Below are 19,336 nucleotides of genomic sequence, written 5' to 3' on the forward strand. Positions count from 1 at the left end.
CAAAAAAGCCCAGCCGACCGATAAATAGGTGAAAATCGGCTCATGAATCTGCTTTCTGCCGCCGCCAAGGTCAGCTCCCTGACCATGCTGTCCCGTATTACGGGCCTGCTCCGGGAGACCCTGATTGCCCGTAGTTTCGGGGCTTCGGAGTGGACAGATGCCTTTAATGTGGCTTTTAGACTACCCAATTTGCTGCGCCGGTTATTTGCCGAAGGTGCCTTTTCCCAGGCTTTTGTGCCGATTTTGGGGGAAATTTCTAGTAATGGGGACCAAAAACAGGCCCAAATCCTCGTAAATGCGGTCGCCACCCTCTTATTTTGGGCTTTGCTGCTCACGGTATTAGTGGGTGTCATTGGCGCCCCAGTGCTCATTTTGGCCATTGCTACCGGATTTAAGGGTGGTCCGGCTTATGAGGCCAGCGTGGTCATGACTCGGATCATGTTCCCCTACATTGGCCTTATTTCTCTAGTTTCACTCTCAGCTGGGATTCTCAACACATTCCAGCGCTTTGCAATTCCTGCCTTTACCCCAGTTTTACTGAATTTAGCCCTGATCGGTAGCGCCCTATTTTTAGCGCCCCACCTAGAGCAACCAATTTATGCCCTGAGCATTGGCGTTTTAATGGGCGGTATTTTGCAATTGGTCATTCAAGTACCAGCACTCTCTCGTCTCGGTCTTTTGCCTCGCATTGGTTTACTGCCAAGCGCAATCAAAGCAGCCGCCTCCAATCCGGATGCAAGACGCGTACTCAAGTTGATGGGGCCCGCAGTATTTGCTGTATCGGTTGCCCAAATTTCCCTCATCATCAATACCAATATTGCCTCACGCTTGCAAGCTGGCAGCGTGTCATGGCTTTCGTATGCAGACCGCTTAATGGAGTTCCCAACTGCACTCCTAGGTGTTGCCCTTGGTACCGTTCTTTTGCCTAGCCTCAGTAAAGCGAATGCAAAAAAAGATTTAGTTCACGCCGGTGAATTACTGATCTGGGGATTGCAACTGACATTCTTGCTAGCTGCACCATGTGCGCTTGCGCTCTTTATTTTTGGAGAACCTCTTGCAGCCGTGCTGTATCACTACGGAAAATTCAATGCACTGGATGTGTTGATGACCCAACGTGCACTAGCGGCTTACGGTGTTGGCCTCATTGGATTAATTCTCGTAAAAATTCTAGCGCCCGGCTTTTACTCTCGCCAAGATATCCGCACCCCAGTAAAAATTGGATTATTTGTTTTGGTGGCAACCCAATTGGCTAACCTGGTTTTTGTTCCCTGGCTTGGTCATGCCGGCCTTGCCCTCTCTGTAGGAGCGGGTGCCTGCCTGAATGCTGCTCTACTTTGGGTAGGCCTGCATCGCCGCGGAGCCTTACCTAGCTCAGCCTGGATCAAATACTTAGGGCAGCTACTGTTTGCCCTCATCCCCTTCGCGGCGGTACTTTTTTACGCCGCAAGCGCACATAATTGGATCGCCTTACAAGCCGAACCATGGTTGCGAGTTGGCTTATTAGCCGCCTGGTTAGCTGTTGCCGCAATTGTTTACTTTGCATCCCTGGGCTTAGTTGGAATTCGCTGGCAAAAATTCTTGCGTCATGCAAAATAGCTCTTATGCCAACACAACAACTCGACTACTTCACCTCCTTAGTTGCTGAAGACGAACACTTCCCTTTAACTGAAGCTGCGATCGCTGTCGCACAACATGCCTATCCGGATTTAGATGTCCAGGGCGTGCTAGATAAGCTTGATCAATTGGGCAATAAATTAAAGTCGCGCGTAACGCCAGATACATCACCAGTTCAGCGCCTGCAAATTCTGAAGCATTTCTTTTATACAGAGTTGGGCTTTGGTCCTAACCAGAATGATTTTTATGCTCCAGAAAATTCATACTTGCACTACGTTCTAGAGAATCGCAGAGGCATACCAATCTCATTAGCAATTTTGATGATTGAATTAGGCAATCAAATTGGTTTAAAAATTCGCGGGGTTTCTTTTCCCAATCACTTCATGATGCGCATCTCCTTGCAACAAGGCGAAGTAATCATGGATCCTTTGACTGGCGAATCGCTCTCCAAGACGCAGCTACAAGAAATGCTCGACCCTTATTTGGATGCCAAAGGCTATCGAGGTGAGCTCAGTCTGCCACTCAATATCTTCCTGAGAGCCTCCAGCTCACGGGAGATCCTGTCGCGCTTCCTTAGAAACCTCAAAATGATTTATTCAGAGCATGAGCGCTGGGAACGTCTGCTGGGCATTCAGGAACGCTTGGTGATTCTGCTGCCTGACTCCATTGAAGAGGTCAGAGACCGTGGTCTGATCTTTGCACAGCTCGAGTATTTGCGTCCCGCCTTAGAGGATATGCATCGTTACCTCAGCGAAGTTCCAGAAGCTGAAGATGCGGGTGATATTCGTGAGCACATTGCCACACTCGAAAGCCAAACTAAATTACATTAAAAATTTAGTTTGGCTTGCGCTGAAAAATTTTATAGAGTGCAGCCAGTACCACTGGTATTGCTGCTGCACCAATACCAATTAATACGATGACATTTAGATTTTGTCTAATCACTGGAATATTTCCAAAGAAATATCCGGCAATTACCAAACTAAATACCCAGAGCAGAGCGCCAGTGACATTGAATAACTGAAAGCGTGAGAAGTTCATTTCTGAAACGCCAGCAACAAATGGTGCGAAGGTTCTGATGATGGGCAAGAAGCGCGCAACAATAATGGTCTTGCCGCCATGCTTTTCATAAAAGGCATGGGTTTTTAATAGCGCCCCCTGATCAATCCAGCGAGACTTACTGCTAAATACTCTCTTACCAATCCAGCGACCAATGAAATAGTTCACCGTATTGCCTGCAATTGCCGCAACCAATAAGCCGATACATAAAGTCCAGATATTGAAATGCTCGGTAGCGCAATAAGCGCCTGCAATAAATAAGAGTGAGTCACCAGGCAGAAATGGCGCAACAACTAAACCCGTTTCTGCAAAAACAATTGCAAATAAGAGGCCATAAGCCCAAGGGCCGTATTGCTGAATCACTACATCGAGATGCTTATCAATATGCAGTAATAAATCGCCTAATTGCAAAAGGGTATCCATTCACTCGCTCTCTAATTTATAGGTTGTTGCGGATATTAACAGGCTCTTATAATTAGGTATGCCAACTGAACCCTACATTCAGCCTGCGCATGCTCTAAATGAAGCCCCCATTCTTTGTATTGTTGGGCCTACTGGTGCAGGCAAAACCCATCTCGCCATGTCCTTGGCTGAGTATGCAAAATCCATTGGCTTAACGCTTGAACTCATCAGCATGGATTCTGCGCTGGTCTATCGTGGTTTAGATATTGGTAGCGCCAAACCCACCAAAGCTGAGCAGGCGGCAGTCATTCACCACCTGATTGACATCATCGATCCGACTGAAGTGTATTCAGCGGCTCGCTTTGCTAATGATTCAAAACGTCTCTGTACTGAGATTCGTGAGCGTGGAAATATTCCAGTAGTTGTTGGTGGAACGATGCTGTATTGGCGCGCCTGGGCACATGGCCTATCCTCGCTGCCACCAGCAAATCCAGAAATTCGCGCCCGCCTAGATGAAGAAGGCAAAAACATTGGCTGGCCTGCTATGCATGACAAGCTGACTAAAGTAGATCCTGATACTGCGGCTCGCTTGAAGCCCAATGACTCTCAACGAGTACAACGCGCTCTAGAAGTTTTTGAAATTACCGGTAAACCCATGTCAGTGTTACTAGCTGATTCGCCAAGTGAAGATGGCAGAGAAGGCTCTGCCATTCCATCCTGGATTGATTTAGTTTCGCTTGAACCCAGCGATCGCAAACGCCTGCATCTCAACTTAGAAAAGCGCTTTGATGAAATGCTTGCAGCAGGATTCATGGATGAAGTGAAAGTATTGCGTGCTAACCCCGGATTACATGCTGACTTACCAGCAATTCGCTCAGTCGGTTATCGCCAGGCCTGGGAATTCCTCAATGGTGAAATTGATGCCGAACAAATGCGCTATAAGGCATTAGCAGCAACCAGACAACTTGGGAAGCGGCAGCTGACTTGGCTGCGCGCTATTGAGGGTAGAAAAACATTCGACCCCTTCAACCCCGAAGAGTTGAAGACTGCATTGGAATACTGCAAAAGCAACTTAAGAAAATAAGCTGGTAGCTACCGTCTTAGATAACAATAGTTTGTGGCGCATCTTTTGGACGCTCAACCACTTCACCTACTGTCCAGGCCTTCAGACCTTGCGCAGTCAATGACTTGATCGCAGCATCCGCTTGATCAGGCGCAACAATAACCACCATACCGATGCCGCAGTTAAATACGCGCACCATTTCTGCATCAGCTACGCCACCCTTCATTTGTAACCAACGGAAGAGCTCTGGCATTTGCCAACTGTCGCGATGCAAAACAGCCTGAGTATTTTCTGGAAGTACGCGTGGCACGTTGTCGACTAAACCACCGCCAGTAATGTGTGCCATGCCTTTTACATTGATTTCAGAAATCAATTTGAGAAGTGGCTTCACATAAATTTCTGTTGGCGCCATAACTACATCACCCAATGGGCGGCCACCTAAATCATCGCTTGGCTTTGCGCCAGCGCGTTCAATAATTTTGCGTACCAATGAGTAGCCATTGGAGTGAGCACCACTAGATCCAATTGCTAATACAACGTCACCCGGAACAATCGTCGCACCAGTAATGATTTTAGATTTTTCAACTGCGCCCACTGCAAATCCAGCGAGGTCATATTCACCAGGTGGATACATACCAGGCATTTCTGCAGTCTCGCCACCAATCAATGCGCAACCAGATAGTTCGCAGCCTTTGGCAATGCCGCCCACAACCGTTGCTGCAGTATCAACAGTCAACTTGCCGCAAGCAAAGTAATCCAAGAAAAAGAGGGGTTCAGCGCCTTGGACCAGAATGTCGTTCACGCTCATGGCTACCAAGTCTTGACCAATGGTTTCGTGACGATTCCATTCAAAAGCCAACCTGAGCTTAGTTCCTACGCCATCCGTGCCTGACACCAATACCGGCTCTTTATAGCGCTTAGGCACCTCAAAAAGGGCTCCAAAACCGCCAATTCCAGCCAAAACACCCTCGCGCATGGTCTTTTTGGCAAGCGGCTTAATGCGGTCAACTAAGGCGTCTCCGGCGTCAATATCGACACCAGCGTCACGATAGGAAAGGCCATTTGAGGAGGAATTAGTAGATGAAGTCATATTGGAGCCGGAATATTAGTAAAAAATGCTACTTCGTCAGTAGAATCATTGAATTCTAGAGGATTGAAGCAAGATGGCCGAAATTTTTACCCCTTTTCTCACTGCATTCATTCTGGCGTATGCCTTACGCCCTGTTTGCCTGTGGCTTGAGCAGCATCGCCTGCCTCGAGCGCTGGCCGCTTTGGCCAGCATGTTGATAGGGCTATGCCTCGTTTTCTTCATCCTAAGCCTGCTTGTAAGCCTCCTCAAGTATGAAATTCCCCTCATTAAGGCCCAATTGCCTGATTGGATTGCCAATACACAAGCCTGGCTTGGCCCAAAACTCAGTGAACTGCACATCAACCTCGACTGGGGAACCCTTAAGGCCAGCGCCACCCAAAAAATTACAGAGCACATTAATGACAATGCGGACAGCTTAATGACCTCCACTATCAACACAGTGTTGATGTCCGGTAGCTCAGTCATTGCAGGCTTTGTAAATGCAGTGCTAATCATTTTTGTGATGTTTTATTTGTTAATGGACTGGAATCATTTTTTTGGACTTGTAAAAGGTCTCGTTCCTGTTCGCGCACAAGAAACTGTTCATCACCTCGCCATGCATACCGATGGATTGCTTTCGCAATACTTGCGCGGTATGTTGATTGTTATTTCTATCATGGCGATTTATTACAGCGCAGGCTTGAGTTTCATTGGCGTCAAAGGTGCGGCAGCGCTTGGCGTATTTACCGCCATCATGATTGTGATTCCGTATATCGGCATTACCCTAGGACTCACGCTTGCAGTTTTATCTGCACTCCTCCAATTTGGTCCAGGCACTGAAATTGTTGGTGTGCTGATCCTGTTTGGCATTGGGCAATTCTTAGAGGGCTTTTTCTTGACACCCCGCTTAGTTGGCGAGCGTATTGGCTTGCATCCAGTAGCTGTCTTGTTTGCTTTGCTTTTATTCGGCAAGTTATTTGGCTTCTTTGGCGTCCTCCTAGCATTGCCTATCAGCGCTGTCAGCCTAGTCCTAGTTAAGTACCTCTGGTCTATCTATACGCAAAGCGCTTGGTATCAAAAGTAAATTTGGCAGCAATGAACACACCTCCGCTTCCAAAACAATTTGCGCTAGATATCAGTCACTCACCTAAAGCGAGTCTAGAAAACTATCTCCCAGGAAAAGATCTCGCACTGATATCTTCTTTACAAAATATCGAAGGCTCATGGAAGAATTCTGCAAACGAAGGCTCCAATAACCCATTAAATCAGCGCTGGATTTACTGGTGGGGACCGGAAGGCTCTGGACGCACACATTTACTAAATGCGATTGGCAATGCGGCAGAGCACGCAGACTTAGAACACATTGCCCTGACAGCATCAGAACCCGCATCCTGGGTGCGATTGGAAGAAAACATTAGTGCGCTTGCGCAAACTAACACTCCATCAGTCATTACCGTGGATGATGTCGACCAATTGGATGATCGCCTAGTGGGGTCCTTATTTCGGATTCTGAATGCCGTGCAAGCTAGCAAAGCAATCTATATTTTTATGGCTGGTGCAGCTGCTCCTGCAAATTTGAAGCTTCGTGAAGACTTGCGAACCAGACTGGGCTGGGGTTTAGTGTTTCAAACCCAGCTTTTAGATGATGATGAGAAAATACAGGCATTAGGTGAGGCAGCCAAAGCCCGTGGGCTAGTTTTGTCGCCCGATGTGTTGCCTTGGTTATTAAGCCGCTTCTATCGAGATATGCCCAGCTTAATGGCCTTGATCGATGCTTTAGATGCTTACTCTTTAGAAACAAAACGTGCTGTAACCTTGCCGCTTGTACGCGAGCTCTTGCAGCCCAAATAATTAATTAGATATTTATTCGTGACTCAGCTAGCCCTTTTTGATTTAGACCACACCCTGTTGCCCTGCGATAGCGATTATGAATGGGGCCAATTTTTGGCACGTATTGGCGTTGTTGATAGCGAATATTACGCAAGGCAGAATGAACGTTTTTACCAAGACTACAAAGAAGGTAAGCTCGATATTCATGAATTTCTGCGCTTTGCCTTAAAGCCGCTTTCTGAGCACTCCCGTGCTCAACTCAAAGAATGGCATGACGCATTCATGAAAGAAGTAATTAACGGACAACTCCGACAGGAAGCGCTAGATCTAGTCAAGCGTCACCAAGATGCTGGTGATCTCTGCTGCGTAATTACGGCCACCAATAGTTTTGTAACGCGCCCAATCGTAGAAAGATTTGGCATTGAGCATCTGATTGCTACAGAGCCAGCCACGACCGACAACCAGCCTTTAGCCAACTACACTGGTGAAATCAGAGGCATCCCTAATTTTCGGGAAGGCAAGATTCAGAATCTGCATGATTGGCTAGCCTCTCAAAAGCTGTCACTGGATACCCTGCCCTACAGTTATTTTTATTCTGACTCGATGAATGACCTGCCCTTACTTGAAAAGGTCAGTCATCCTGTCGCCACCAATCCAGACGATCGCCTTCGCAATGAAGCCAAGCAGCGTAACTGGCCAATTCTTGAATTGTTTGCATGATCACTAAATTTATCAAACGTATTTTGCGGCGTGACCCGATGGTCAAGCACACCCAAGCAAACAATACTGGCGCGCCAAAACGGATTCCAAAAAAATCCCATCGAATTGACCCTCACTTACTTTCCAAAAATGCAGTCAAGGTAACTCATACCTTGCAGCAAGCAGGTTACGAAGCATTTATCGTTGGTGGCGCAGTACGCGATCTTGCTCTTGGAATTAGTCCTAAAGATTTTGACGTTGCAACCGATGCCACACCTGATCAAGTACAAAGACTGTTTCGTAAAGCCCGGCTTATTGGGCGACGCTTTCAGATTGTGCATGTGACTTTTTTTGGCAAAGGCCACCCCGAAATTATTGAGGTATCAACCTTTAGAGCCTTACTGGATAACGCTGGAGACCATGTAGCCGAAAGCGGTCGCATTCTGCGTGACAACGTCTGGGGATCCCAGGGTGAAGATGCGGCAAGACGTGATTTCACTATCAATGCCATGTATTACGACCCATCCTCCGAGACTGTGCTCGACTATCACGGCGGTATGGCAGATATGCAAAAGAAAACTTTGCGCATGATTGGCGACCCAGCTAAACGTTATCGCGAAGATCCCGTACGCATGCTCAGGGCAGTTCGATTTGCTGCCAAGACTGGTTTTGAATTGGATAGTGCTACGCGCGCACCAATTGCAAAACTCGGTAAATTATTAAACGATGTTCCATCAGCAAGACTCTTTGATGAAATCCTCAAACTCCTCATGTCAGGCTACTCTTGGCGCGCAATTCAAGGCTTGAAAGAGGCAGGACTCCACCACGGCTTATTACCTTTGCTTGATCACATTCTGGATGATGGTGAGGATTCCAAAGGTGCCAATGATTTTGTAAAGCTTGCTTTGGCAAATACGGATGAACGCATTCAATCGGGAAAAAGTGTTTCAGCCGGCTTTTTATTTGCCACCTTGCTTTGGCCTGATCTACTGAAGAACTGGAAATCCAACTCCAGCAAAGGTATGGCCAATATTCCCGCACTTCATGATGCTATGGATGACACAATCGCTACCCAAAGTAGCGGTATGACCATTCAAAGACGCTTTGAAAGCGATATGCGTGAGATTTGGTCAATGCAGCCGCGCTTTGAGAGGCGCGTTGGTCGCTACCCCTTCCGACTGATCGAATCCCCCCGCTTCCGAGCAGGTTATGACTTTATGCTGCTTCGCTGCGCCACCGGGGAGCTAAACCCAGCAATCGGTCAATGGTGGACAGACTTCATTGCGGCAGACCCAGCCGGGCAAGACGAGCTCATGGCTAGCGTCAAAAATGAATCTGGAAATATTCCCGGCCCAGCCAAAAGACGACGTCGTAGAAAGCCAAAATCTGCCACCCCTCCAGAGAGTGCAGCGAGCTAAGCAGACTTAGAAAAATTTCAGTAAAGTAGTTCCATCTCTAGTTTGGAACTCTATGGCACGGGCATATATCGGATTTGGCGGCAATATCGGCGACACGCGTCAGCTCATTACTGATGCCATTGTTTGCTTAGCATTGCGCTCCGAACTCCAAATTCTGGCAAAAAGCTGTTTTTATCAAAGCGCGCCCGTTGAAGCCGCTGGCGGCGATTACATCAACGCTGTTATTGAAGTTGAAACCGAATTAACTCCTTACGGCCTTCTGCATGTATGCCAAACGATTGAACAAGAGTTCGGTCGTGAGCGGCCCTATGCAAATGCTCCACGTACCCTTGATCTCGATATCCTCTCATTTGAAGGGGTGACTCAAAATGAGACGGAGCTTATGCTTCCTCATCCAAAAATCATTGAGCGTTCATTTGTACTCCTCCCTCTCCTGGAAATAGCCCCCGAAATCTTCTTGCCACAGTGGGGCGAGCTCAAGGCCTATTTACCGAATGTTGCCCACCAAAGAATTGAAAAACTCCCCTGCAGGAACTGCAATTGTGGGGAAAAAGACGTTTATAGCCAATCGGCACATTAATTCATTAAACTCTCGCCATGGGTTACTTACAAGGCGATAAGCCAATCACAATCACTAAGCTCCTCGCAATGCATGCCGAGGGTGAAAAAATTTCTATGCTCACTGCATATGATTCAACTATGTCTGCACTATTGAATCGTTGCGGGGTTGAAACTATTCTGATTGGCGACTCATTGGGAAATGTCATTCAAGGACACTCCAGCACAACGCCGGTTACCGTAGAGCAGGTTGCGTATCACACCGAGTGCGTAGCCCGCGCCAATACCCATGCCTTTGTTATTGCTGACCTTCCTTTTGCAAGCTATGGAGATCCAGTACAAGCTCTAGATTCAGCGGCAATCTTGATGCGTGCCGGCGCAGATATGGTGAAATTAGAAGGTGGCGGTGACTGGCAAGTCGATGTCATTCGCTACTTAGTAGAGCGCAGTGTTCCAGTTTGTGCACACTTAGGCTTGTTGCCACAATCCGTTCACGTCTTGGGTGGTTATAAGGTACAAGGTAAATCCAAAGATGCTGCCAGCGTTATGCTCGAACAAGCACTTGCTTGTCAGGAAGCTGGCGCGCAAATGGTTGTACTCGAAGCGATTCCTTCATCGCTAGGAGAAAGAATTACTGCCGAACTGCATATTCCAACGATTGGTATTGGTGCTGGCCCAGATTGCTCTGGTCAGGTATTAGTACTTCAGGATATGTTGGGCATTAGCCCAGGCAAGCCACCGAAATTTGTCAAAAACTTTATGGATGGCCATCACTCCGTAGAGGCAGCTATCAAGGCTTACGTACGAGAAGTGAAGTCCGGGAAATTTCCTGGGGCTGAGCATGGCTTCGCTGGCTAATTGCCAGCTAGCCCACTCAATAATTACTAGCTAAAGAAACTCTTCACGCCATCAAACCAGCCCTTTTGCTGAGGGCTATGTTTGTCGCCACCAGATTTGAGGCTGTCATCAAACTTCTGCAGCAGCTTCTTCTGCTCATCGGTCAACTTGACCGGTGTCTCCACCAATACGTGAACGAAAAGATCACCCACTAAGGTTGAGCGTAAACCTTTAATCCCTTTATTGCGCAAACGGAAAGTCTTACCAGTCTGCGTGCCTTCTGGGATCGGAAACTCAACGCGTCCTGAAAGGGTAGGAACTTCGATTTCTCCGCCGATGGTTGCAGTTGCAAAAGAAATTGGCATTTGCACATGCAAATCACTGCCATCACGCTCAAATACTTTGTGCGGCTTCACTCTGACTTCTACATAGAGGTCGCCCGATGGTCCACCATTGATGCCGGGCTCGCCGTTACCAACAGAGCGGACGCGCATGCCATCATCGATACCTGCTGGTATTTTGATTTCGAGTGTTTTTTGTTCTTTATGTTTTCCAGTGCCGTGACAAGTTTTACAAGGCTTTGGAATGTACTCACCAGTGCCGCGGCACTTAGGGCAAGTTTGCTGCATGGAGAAAAAGCCTTGTTGTACACGCACCTGACCATGACCATTACAAGTGGTGCAGGTCTCAGCCTTGGATCCTGGCTCTGCGCCAGTACCATGGCAGGGCTTGCAATTACTCCAACTTGGTACGCGAATTTGGGTTGTATACCCCTCAGCAGCTTGCTCCAGCGTAATGTCCATGTTGTAGCGCAAGTCTGCGCCTTTATAGACCTGTGGTCCGGATTGGCGACCGCCGCCTTGACCAAAAATATCACCAAAAATATCACCGAATGCATCGGCAAATCCACCGCCACCGAAACCGCCACCACCAAATCCACCGCCCATCGACGGATCAACACCAGCATGACCGTACTGATCGTAGGCCGCTCGCTTATTGGGGTCAGTTAAGGTTTCGTAGGCCTCCTTAACTTCTTTAAATTGAGCTTCAGCCGTTTTGCTATCCGGATTGCGATCTGGATGATGTTTCATCGCCATCTTGCGATAAGCCTTTTTTAGCTCTTCGTCGCTGGCGCCTTTTGATACACCCAGCACTTCATAAAAATCGCGTTTACTTTTAGGCACGGCCTATTCCTCTCAACAACCTGAATGACACAAGTCGGCACGAGGCCGACTTGTTATTTAAGTACATCAAAACTACGTCAATGAATGTCTGATTTGAGAATTACTTCTTGTCATCAACCTCTTTGAAATCGGCGTCAACAACATCTGCATCAGGGGCTTGACCAGGAGCTGCGCCGCCTGGAGCTGCACCAGCAGCAGCGCCACCTGCTTTAGCTTGCTCAGCGGCCATGACTTTTTCGCCCAGCTTCTGACTTGCCTTACCCAATGCTTCTGTTTTTGCTTCAATCGCTTCTTTGTCGCTACCTTTGATAGCTTCGTCCAAGTCCTTGAGAGCTGCTTCAATCGCTTCTTTTTCAGAGGCTTCTAAGCTAGCACCATGCTCTTCCAAAGCTTTCTTGGTTGAGTGAGCCAAAGCATCAGCAGTATTGCGGGCAGTAACCAGCTCTAATGCTTTCTTATCTTCAGCAGCATTCGCCTCAGCATCCTTAACCATGCGTTGAATTTCTTCTTCGGTCAGACCAGAGTTTGCCTTGATGGTGATCTTGTTTTCTTTACCAGTCGTTTTATCTTTTGCAGTTACGTGCAAGATACCGTTGGCATCGATGTCAAAGGTAACTTCAATTTGTGGCATACCGCGCTGTGCAGGAGCAATACCTTCAAGGTTAAATTCACCAAGCAATTTGTTAGCCGCAGCCATCTCGCGCTCACCTTGGAAGCACTTAATAGTTACAGCAGGCTGGTTGTCTTCCGCAGTGGAGTAAACCTGTGAATGCTTAGTAGGAATCGTTGTGTTCTTCGGAATCATCTTGGTCATTACGCCGCCAAGAGTTTCGATACCCAATGACAATGGGGTAACGTCCAAGAGCAATACGTCTTTACGGTCGCCAGACAATACGGAACCTTGAATCGCAGCACCAACAGCAACTGCCTCATCTGGGTTAACGTCTTTACGTGGCTCTTTACCAAAGATTTCTTTTACTTTGTCTTGCACCGCAGGCATACGTGTTTGACCACCGACCAAAATAACGTCGTCGATATCTGCTACGTTTACGCCAGCATCTTTAATGGCAGTTAAGCAAGGACCAGCAGTACGCTTAATCAACTCTTCTACCAAAGACTCCAACTTAGCGCGAGTCAACTTCAAGTTCAAATGCTTAGGACCGCTAGCATCAGCTGTCACGTATGGCAAATTGATTTCTGTTTGTTGAGCAGAAGACAATTCAATCTTAGCCTTTTCAGCAGCATCTTTTAAGCGTTGCAATGCCAATACGTCTTTGCTCAAATCAACGCCTTGTTCTTTCTTGAACTCAGCAATGATCCAGTCAATGATGCGCTGGTCAAAGTCTTCACCACCCAAGAAGGTGTCGCCGTTAGTTGAAAGCACTTCAAACTGCTTCTCGCCGTCAACGTTGGCGATCTCAATGATAGAAACGTCGAATGTACCGCCACCCAAGTCATATACAGCGATCTTGCGATCTACTTTATCTTGCTTGTCCAAGCCAAATGCCAAAGCAGCTGCGGTTGGTTCGTTAATGATGCGCTTTACATCCAAGCCAGCAATACGACCAGCATCTTTAGTTGCTTGACGTTGACTGTCATTGAAATATGCAGGAACTGTAATAACCGCTTCTGTCACTTCTTCACCGAGATAGTCTTCGGCAGTTTTTTTCATCTTACGCAAAATTTCAGCGGACACTTGTTGTGGCGCCATTTTCTTGTCGCGTGCTGATACCCAAGCGTCGCCATTGTCTGCTTGAACAATTTCGTACGGCATGAGGCTAATATCTTTTTGTACTTCAGGATCTGTAAATTTACGACCCATCAAGCGCTTCACTGCGTAGATGGTGTTTTTAGGATTCGTCACTGATTGACGTTTTGCTGGCGCACCAACCAATACTTCGCCATCTTCAACGTAAGCGATGATGGATGGAGTTGTGCGGCCGCCTTCGGCGTTCTCGACAACTTTAGGTGCATTGTTTTCAACGACTGAAACACATGAATTCGTGGTTCCTAAGTCGATACCGATAATCTTTCCCATAATGGCTCCAAAAAATTAAATTGTTTGTTGTACTAATGAATATTTCGATACCCTCTAAATGGGGTCTAAAAAAGGGATTTCAAGGGGCTAAATAGCAAAAAAGGCAGAAATCTGCCTTTTTTATGCGATTTTTGGGGTTTTAGCCCGATTTTCTAGTTATTTTGGAGCACTAACTGTCACCAAAGCTGGTCTTAAGACCCTATCGGCTACGGTATAGCCGCGCTGCAGTACCGATACCACGGTATTTGCCTCTTGCTCTGATGGCACCGAAGCAATCGCCTGATGGTGATGGGGGTCAAATTTATCCCCAACCGCAGGGTTAATTTCAGTCATGCGACCCTTCTCAAATGCGGAGAGTAATTGCTTGAGGGTGATTTCTAAGCCCTCTTTGAATGCCTTGGCATCTCCTGCATCAGTACTCAATGCTGCATAGAGACTATCGGTCACTGGCACCAAATGCTCGGCAAAACTTTCAATCGCAAATTTATGCGCTTTAGCTATATCTTCAACAGCGCGGCGACGAATGTTTTCACCCTCGGCTTTTGCGCGTAAAAAATTATCCTGTAACTCGCCAATCTTTTGATTGAGCTCAGCAATTTCTTGTTCTGGCGTCTTTACAGCCGGCGCCTCTGCTGCAGCATCAACTGGATCTACCGCAAGATTTTCTTGCTCTGGGGATGGATTTTGATTTTCTTGTGTCATAGACGCTATTCTACTTTTCTCTAAAGATGGCTATTACTTTGTAATGTGGGGTCAATTAATTCAATTTCAAGACTTCGCTCTTTCAGCCAGTTCAGCCCTTTCGGCGCGCTTAGCCAATTCAGCCTCAGACTCTGTCCCCAAAGACCAGCCCTGTAAATGATGATGGGCGATATCGCTCAGAGCCTCTATCCACTTAGGGTTACTGTTCAAGCAAGGAATGTAACGATAGTCTTTGCCACCATGCTCCAAGAAGATTTCGCGAGCTTCCATGGCAATTTCTTCCAGCGTTTCCAAGCAGTCAGCCGGAAATCCTGGACAAAAAATATCAATCCGTTGACAACCTTCTTTAGCCAGCTTTTCAATCGTTGGGGCTGTGTACGGCTTTAACCACTCGGCTTTACCAAAGCGCGACTGGAAGGTAACAAGGTATTGACCTGGTTCCAAACCAAGAGACTCGCCAAGTAAACGTCCTGTTTTTAAGCACTCGCAGTGATAGGGGTCACCTTTCATCAAATTGCGCTTTGGCAATCCATGAAACGACATCACAAAGCGGTCGCCCTTAGCAAAGTCAGGTCGCCCATCCTTATCCCAACTACTTAAAACTTGATCGCGTAGCGCGGCAATATAAGCAGGGTTATCGTGATAGTGCTTCACCAAGCGCAATTCAGGTTGATCGCGCCAAGTACTTAAAACACGAAAGACTTCATCAAAGCTGGATGCTGTAGTAGTGGCTGAGTATTGAGGATACAAAGGCAGCACCAATAAGCGCTCCATGCCTTGCGCCTTCAGACCCTCAAGGGCAGACTGGGTGGAGGGCTGTCCATAACGCATCGCCAAATCCACCAACACTGTATGACCCTCATTCGCAAATTTGTCGCCAAGCTCTTTTGTCTGAAGACGTGAGTAATGCATCAAAGGAGAGCCTAATTTTGGCAACCAGATAGAGGCATATTTTTTTGCCGAGGCACTACTGCGAATTGGCAAAATAATTCCATTCAAAATGCACCACCAAATAATGCGTGGAATTTCCACCACTCGAGGATCAGAGAGAAATTCTTTTAAATAAGCACGTACTGCTTTTGGTGTTGGAGCTGAGGGCGTGCCCAAGTTCAATACTAAGACTGCAGTTTTAGATGCGCGTAGATGCGGGTTTGGATTCAAGATATGTTGTCTCTAGTTGTTAAATGTGTGTAGATTGATGATTAGGAGCTCAGAGCTCCGGACAATAATTTTGAAGTGATGTCGACAATTGGAATCACTCTGTCATAAGCCATACGCGTTGGCCCAATGACTCCAAGCGTGCCCACTATCTGCCCATCAACGCTATATGGGGCGCTGATCACAGCTAGATCCTCATAAGGCAACAAGTCGCTCTCACCACCAATAAAGATCTGAATGCCATCAGCGTGGCTCGATACATCGAGCAATTGCATTAGGACTGATTTTTGCTCCAACATATCAAACATCTTGCGCAACTTGTCTAAGTTAGAGCTTAAATCACCAACATTGAGCAAGCGACGTTCGCCCGATAAAACCATATCACCACGACCCATGTCGTATTCGGCAACACCGCTTTGTAAAGCCAAAGCCATCAACCCAGAAATATCCGTACGTAAATTATCTAAGTCGGATTTCAGATGCAATCGAACTTGATCAAAACTTTTACCAGCAAAATGGGTGTTGATAAAGTTGCCCGCCTCAATGAGTTGACTCGGAGTGTAATCTTGCGTGGTCGGCAATATACGATTCTGAACATCACCTTCTGGCGTCACCATAATTAATAAGATCTTGCCTTCGCCTAAGCGCAAAAACTCAATGTGCTTAAAAACCTGGGCGCGCTTCGGCGTCATCACTACCCCAGCAAAATGGGTCAAGTTCGACAAAATCTGTGCAGCAGAGGTTAAAACGCGCTGCGGGGAATCAGGCAAAAGACCCTTTTCTACCTCTCGGGCTGCCATCTCCTCTAAAGGACGGACTGTCACCATGGTGTCAACGAATAAGCGATAGCCTCGTGGCGTTGGGATCCGGCCAGCAGAGGTATGAGGACTGGTCACCAAGCCCATATCCTCCAAATCCGCCATGACATTGCGAATGGTGGCTGCCGACAGGTCTAAACCCGAGTATCTAGATAGAGTGCGGGAGCCGATAGGCTGGCCCTCCTCGATATAGCGCTCGATGAGGGTTTTTAGTAGGGCGCGGGAACGTTCATCCATGGTGGAAGGGATTTTATGCCTATGGTTTAATCGTTATATGTTAAGCCCATCCCCAAATTCCACCAAGAAGGCATTTAGCCGGGTTGCGCTTGTCGGCAAATTCCATGCTGACGGCATTGATGAGCACCTCAGGGACCTAGCTGCGCTGGTCAAAAGCCTGGGTTGCGAGGTGTTTTTAGAGGCATCCACAGCCCAGCATTTAGGTTTAAAAGAATTTCCCACCAAGACTGCAGAAGACTTTGCTGGAGCAATTGATTTGGTCGTAGTCCTTGGGGGCGATGGCACGATGCTAGGAATTGGTCGTCAACTGGCAGGAAGCAATGTGCCGCTAGTAGGCATCAATATGGGACGTCTGGGCTATATGACCGATATCCCCATTCAGTCGGTGCAAGATACCCTTCCAAAAATTATTGCTGGCGAATATGAAGCAGATACCCGCACATTGCTTGATGCAGTTGTTTTGCGTAAGGGCAAAGAAATCAATCGTGCATTAGCACTAAACGATGTGGTCGTAAATCGCTCTGGAATTTCCGGGATGGTGGAGTTAGCGGTTCACGTTAATGGTTCATTCATGTACAACCAGCGATCTGATGGCCTGATTGTGTCGACCCCAACTGGCTCAACAGCTTACGCCCTCTCTGCAGGCGGCCCTATTCTGCATCCACGCGTAGCTGGCATATTGCTGGCGCCGATTGCGCCTCACTCCCTTTCAAACCGTCCAATCGTGCTGCCAGAAGATTCTGTCACCATTATTGAAGTGGTTGATGGACGAGAAGTCATTGTCAATTTTGATATGCAATCGCAAACCGATTTACAAACAGGTGACAAGATTGAAGTTCGTCAATCTGAAAAAACAATTACCCTGTTGCATCCGCGCAGTCATAGCGACTACAAAACCTTGCGTGAGAAGCTGCACTGGAATGAGTACCCATCGACATTCTGATGTCGAGTTTTTTGCTACGCTAATACATGCTTCAAACCATCTCACTTCGTGACTTTGTCATTGTTGATCAACTAGAGTTAGATCTCACTAGTGGGTTTACCGTGCTAACCGGTGAGACTGGCGCTGGTAAATCCATCCTCCTGGATGCCCTTAGCCTAGCTCTTGGGGAGCGTGCTGACAGCAGTCAAATTCGTGAAGGCTGTAACCGAGCAGAAATCTCCGCCCTCTTTCGCATTGAGCCAGATCAATCTAAAGAGTTGAGTAAATGGCTTGATGAGCAAGGCTTTCCTCTAGAGGATGACGGACAAAGCCTGGTACTAAAAAGAACGGTGGAGGCCAATGGTCGCAGCCGTGCCTTTATTAATGGCAGCGTTGCCACCTTAACGCAATTACGTGAAGCAGGCGATCAATTAGTAGATATTCATGGTCAACATGCGCACCAACTTTTGCTAAAGGGAGGCGCTCAACGAGAACTCCTTGATAGTCATGCTGGATTACTGTCGCTGGCTAGTGAAGTAGCAACAACATTCAAAACACTTGCAGATTCACGTCGTCGCCTTGAACAAGCAGAAAACGCTGGTCAAGATGTGGAGCGTGAACGCGAGCGCCTTCAGTGGCAATTGGATGAACTCACCGAGCTTTCCCCGCAAGAAGGAGAATGGGCGACCATTCAAAGTGAACATGCTCGTTTAGCCAATGGCGCAAAGCTAATTGGCGGCTGCCAAGAGGCGATCGACATTTTGAGTGACGCAGATAATTCACTGGAATCAACTCTATCCAAGGTATGTGGAAATATCAGTGCACTTGCTGAGCATGACGCTAGCCTTAGCGAGATCAGCCAATCATTAGAGTCGGCGAGCATTCAGCTTGACGAAGCGATTCATGGGCTCAATCGCTACTTACAAAAAATAGATTTAGACCCGGATCGTCTTTCGCAAGTTGAAGAACGCATGCAAGCATTACACAGTACTGCTCGTAAATACCGCACTGAAACAGATGAGTTGCCAAAGCTTCTGCTCGAGACATTGGAACGACTCGATGCCTTAACAGCCTCTCAAAATATTGAAGCGCTTCGCGAGCAAGTCAAACTAGAAGAAGCGACCTACTTAAAGCTAGCAAAACAACTCACACAAAAACGTAGTAAGGCCGCAAATGAGCTGGGTGATTTAGTGACTAGCGCTATGCAAGACTTATCTATGGCTGGTGGTCGCTTAGAGATTGCTTTGGTGCCGCTAAACGAAGGTGGCTCCCACGGCCTCGAGCAAATTGAATTCTTAGTAGCTGGTCATGCCGGCAGCACGCCTCGCTCACTCGCAAAAGTGGCTTCTGGCGGCGAATTAGCGCGCATCAGCCTAGCTATCAGCGTCATTACCAGCAAAGCGTCCTTCACACCGACACTCATATTTGACGAGGTCGATGCCGGGATTGGTGGAGCAGTTGCCGAAACGGTTGGCAAGCTATTACATCAATTAGGCCAGTCCCATCAGATCTTGTGTGTGACCCATTTGCCTCAGGTAGCAGCTCAAGGCAATCATCACTTCAAAATTAGTAAATCGCAAAGTGGTGAGAAGACCGTTTCGCAAGTGCAAATCCTCGGCAGAACGGAGCGAGTCGAAGAGGTAGCCAGAATGCTTGGTGGTGCGACTATTACCGACACCACCCGTCGTCACGCTCGTGAATTATTAGAGCAAAACTAAAGTAATAAGGTAC

18 protein-coding genes are annotated in these 19,336 nt (G+C 47.4%); 11 read left to right on the plus strand and 7 right to left on the minus strand.

Annotated features, from left to right (window positions below; all coding sequences use genetic code 11):
• The first annotated feature begins 42 nt into the window (after positions 1-42).
• Both murJ and ICN19_RS06755 read left to right on the plus strand, forming a co-directional pair.
• Positions 43-1,596 carry a murein biosynthesis integral membrane protein MurJ gene (gene murJ, locus ICN19_RS06750; RefSeq protein ID WP_216246415.1) on the plus strand — a complete coding sequence of 518 codons (1,554 nt, stop codon included), beginning with the start codon at positions 43-45 and terminating at the stop codon, positions 1,594-1,596.
• Between the two features lie 5 nt (positions 1,597-1,601).
• Positions 1,602-2,444: a SirB1 family protein gene (locus ICN19_RS06755; RefSeq protein WP_216246417.1), complete on the plus strand. Its 843-nt coding sequence runs from the start codon at positions 1,602-1,604 to the stop codon at positions 2,442-2,444.
• A 4-nt stretch (positions 2,445-2,448) separates the two neighbouring features.
• Here the strand turns inward: ICN19_RS06755 and ICN19_RS06760 are convergent, their stop codons facing one another.
• Complete coding sequence (locus tag ICN19_RS06760) at positions 2,449-3,093, minus strand: VTT domain-containing protein (RefSeq protein ID WP_216246419.1); 645 nt, start codon at positions 3,091-3,093, stop codon at positions 2,449-2,451.
• Between the two features lie 58 nt (positions 3,094-3,151).
• Here ICN19_RS06760 and miaA point away from each other — a divergent pair, with 58 nt between their 5' ends.
• Positions 3,152-4,156 carry a tRNA (adenosine(37)-N6)-dimethylallyltransferase MiaA gene (gene miaA, locus ICN19_RS06765; protein WP_216246421.1) on the plus strand — a complete coding sequence of 335 codons (1,005 nt, stop codon included), beginning with the start codon at positions 3,152-3,154 and terminating at the stop codon, positions 4,154-4,156.
• A 16-nt stretch (positions 4,157-4,172) separates the two neighbouring features.
• Here miaA and purM read toward each other — a convergent pair whose 3' ends face one another.
• The gene (gene purM, locus ICN19_RS06770; RefSeq protein ID WP_216246422.1) at positions 4,173-5,225 is read right to left on the minus strand and encodes a phosphoribosylformylglycinamidine cyclo-ligase; all 1,053 of its coding nucleotides are present in this window, start codon (positions 5,223-5,225) and stop codon (positions 4,173-4,175) included.
• Positions 5,226-5,298: 73 nt separating this feature from the next.
• Here purM and ICN19_RS06775 point away from each other — a divergent pair, with 73 nt between their 5' ends.
• The 6 genes from ICN19_RS06775 to panB are packed head-to-tail and all read left to right on the plus strand — an operon-like array spanning position 5,299 to position 10,567.
• Positions 5,299-6,288 carry an AI-2E family transporter gene (locus ICN19_RS06775; protein ID WP_216246424.1) on the plus strand — a complete coding sequence of 330 codons (990 nt, stop codon included), beginning with the start codon at positions 5,299-5,301 and terminating at the stop codon, positions 6,286-6,288.
• Positions 6,289-6,299: 11 nt separating this feature from the next.
• Complete coding sequence (gene hda / locus ICN19_RS06780) at positions 6,300-7,055, plus strand: DnaA regulatory inactivator Hda (RefSeq protein WP_216246426.1); 756 nt, start codon at positions 6,300-6,302, stop codon at positions 7,053-7,055.
• 18 nt (positions 7,056-7,073) lie between these two features.
• Positions 7,074-7,754 (plus strand): HAD-IB family hydrolase, encoded by a 681-nt coding sequence (locus tag ICN19_RS06785; RefSeq protein WP_216246428.1) that lies wholly within the window; start codon positions 7,074-7,076, stop codon positions 7,752-7,754.
• Positions 7,751-9,151: a polynucleotide adenylyltransferase PcnB gene (pcnB, locus tag ICN19_RS06790; RefSeq protein ID WP_216246430.1), complete on the plus strand. Its 1,401-nt coding sequence runs from the start codon at positions 7,751-7,753 to the stop codon at positions 9,149-9,151. The genes ICN19_RS06785 and pcnB overlap by 4 nt, the downstream gene beginning before the upstream one ends.
• Positions 9,152-9,203: 52 nt before the next feature.
• Positions 9,204-9,731, plus strand: coding sequence for a 2-amino-4-hydroxy-6-hydroxymethyldihydropteridine diphosphokinase (gene folK, locus ICN19_RS06795; RefSeq protein WP_216246431.1), 528 nt, complete (start codon positions 9,204-9,206; stop codon positions 9,729-9,731).
• Between the two features lie 17 nt (positions 9,732-9,748).
• Complete coding sequence (gene panB, locus ICN19_RS06800; protein WP_216246433.1) at positions 9,749-10,567, plus strand: 3-methyl-2-oxobutanoate hydroxymethyltransferase; 819 nt, start codon at positions 9,749-9,751, stop codon at positions 10,565-10,567.
• Between the two features lie 26 nt (positions 10,568-10,593).
• Here panB and dnaJ read toward each other — a convergent pair whose 3' ends face one another.
• The 5 genes from dnaJ to hrcA form a co-directional block, all read right to left on the minus strand.
• Positions 10,594-11,730: a molecular chaperone DnaJ gene (dnaJ, locus tag ICN19_RS06805; RefSeq protein ID WP_068320871.1), complete on the minus strand. Its 1,137-nt coding sequence runs from the start codon at positions 11,728-11,730 to the stop codon at positions 10,594-10,596.
• A gap of 100 nt (positions 11,731-11,830) precedes the next feature.
• Positions 11,831-13,768 (minus strand): molecular chaperone DnaK, encoded by a 1,938-nt coding sequence (dnaK, locus tag ICN19_RS06810; protein ID WP_216212455.1) that lies wholly within the window; start codon positions 13,766-13,768, stop codon positions 11,831-11,833.
• Positions 13,769-13,924: 156 nt separating this feature from the next.
• Positions 13,925-14,470 carry a nucleotide exchange factor GrpE gene (gene grpE, locus ICN19_RS06815; RefSeq protein WP_216246435.1) on the minus strand — a complete coding sequence of 182 codons (546 nt, stop codon included), beginning with the start codon at positions 14,468-14,470 and terminating at the stop codon, positions 13,925-13,927.
• Positions 14,471-14,536: 66 nt separating this feature from the next.
• Positions 14,537-15,631 (minus strand): ferrochelatase, encoded by a 1,095-nt coding sequence (gene hemH / locus ICN19_RS06820; protein ID WP_216246437.1) that lies wholly within the window; start codon positions 15,629-15,631, stop codon positions 14,537-14,539.
• A 41-nt stretch (positions 15,632-15,672) separates the two neighbouring features.
• A complete protein-coding gene (gene hrcA / locus ICN19_RS06825; protein ID WP_216246439.1) occupies positions 15,673-16,683 on the minus strand; it encodes a heat-inducible transcriptional repressor HrcA in 1,011 nt (336 codons plus the stop codon).
• 37 nt (positions 16,684-16,720) lie between these two features.
• On the opposite strand from hrcA, the gene ICN19_RS06830 reads away from it, so the two are divergent.
• A complete protein-coding gene (locus ICN19_RS06830; RefSeq protein WP_216246442.1) occupies positions 16,721-17,626 on the plus strand; it encodes an NAD kinase in 906 nt (301 codons plus the stop codon).
• A gap of 26 nt (positions 17,627-17,652) precedes the next feature.
• On the plus strand, positions 17,653-19,323 hold the full coding sequence (gene recN / locus ICN19_RS06835; RefSeq protein WP_216246443.1) for a DNA repair protein RecN: 1,671 nt from the start codon (positions 17,653-17,655) through the stop codon (positions 19,321-19,323).
• Positions 19,324-19,336 lie beyond the last annotated feature (13 nt).

The sequence above is a fragment of the Polynucleobacter sp. AP-Capit-er-40B-B4 genome (genome assembly GCF_018882245.1).
In the GTDB taxonomy this organism is placed as follows: Bacteria; Pseudomonadota; Gammaproteobacteria; order Burkholderiales; family Burkholderiaceae; genus Polynucleobacter.

Coding starts and splice junctions, on each gene's coding strand:
- murJ (WP_216246415.1), top strand. CDS start 43: ATGAATCTGCTTTCTGCCGCCGCCAAGGTCAGCTCCCTGACCATGCTG.
- ICN19_RS06755 (WP_216246417.1), top strand. CDS start 1,602: ATGCCAACACAACAACTCGACTACTTCACCTCCTTAGTTGCTGAAGAC.
- ICN19_RS06760 (WP_216246419.1), bottom strand. CDS start 3,093: ATGGATACCCTTTTGCAATTAGGCGATTTATTACTGCATATTGATAAG.
- miaA (WP_216246421.1), top strand. CDS start 3,152: ATGCCAACTGAACCCTACATTCAGCCTGCGCATGCTCTAAATGAAGCC.
- purM (WP_216246422.1), bottom strand. CDS start 5,225: ATGACTTCATCTACTAATTCCTCCTCAAATGGCCTTTCCTATCGTGAC.
- ICN19_RS06775 (WP_216246424.1), top strand. CDS start 5,299: ATGGCCGAAATTTTTACCCCTTTTCTCACTGCATTCATTCTGGCGTAT.
- hda (WP_216246426.1), top strand. CDS start 6,300: ATGAACACACCTCCGCTTCCAAAACAATTTGCGCTAGATATCAGTCAC.
- pcnB (WP_216246430.1), top strand. CDS start 7,751: ATGATCACTAAATTTATCAAACGTATTTTGCGGCGTGACCCGATGGTC.
- folK (WP_216246431.1), top strand. CDS start 9,204: ATGGCACGGGCATATATCGGATTTGGCGGCAATATCGGCGACACGCGT.
- panB (WP_216246433.1), top strand. CDS start 9,749: ATGGGTTACTTACAAGGCGATAAGCCAATCACAATCACTAAGCTCCTC.
- dnaK (WP_216212455.1), bottom strand. CDS start 13,768: ATGGGAAAGATTATCGGTATCGACTTAGGAACCACGAATTCATGTGTT.
- grpE (WP_216246435.1), bottom strand. CDS start 14,470: ATGACACAAGAAAATCAAAATCCATCCCCAGAGCAAGAAAATCTTGCG.
- hrcA (WP_216246439.1), bottom strand. CDS start 16,683: ATGGATGAACGTTCCCGCGCCCTACTAAAAACCCTCATCGAGCGCTAT.
- ICN19_RS06830 (WP_216246442.1), top strand. CDS start 16,721: ATGTTAAGCCCATCCCCAAATTCCACCAAGAAGGCATTTAGCCGGGTT.
- recN (WP_216246443.1), top strand. CDS start 17,653: ATGCTTCAAACCATCTCACTTCGTGACTTTGTCATTGTTGATCAACTA.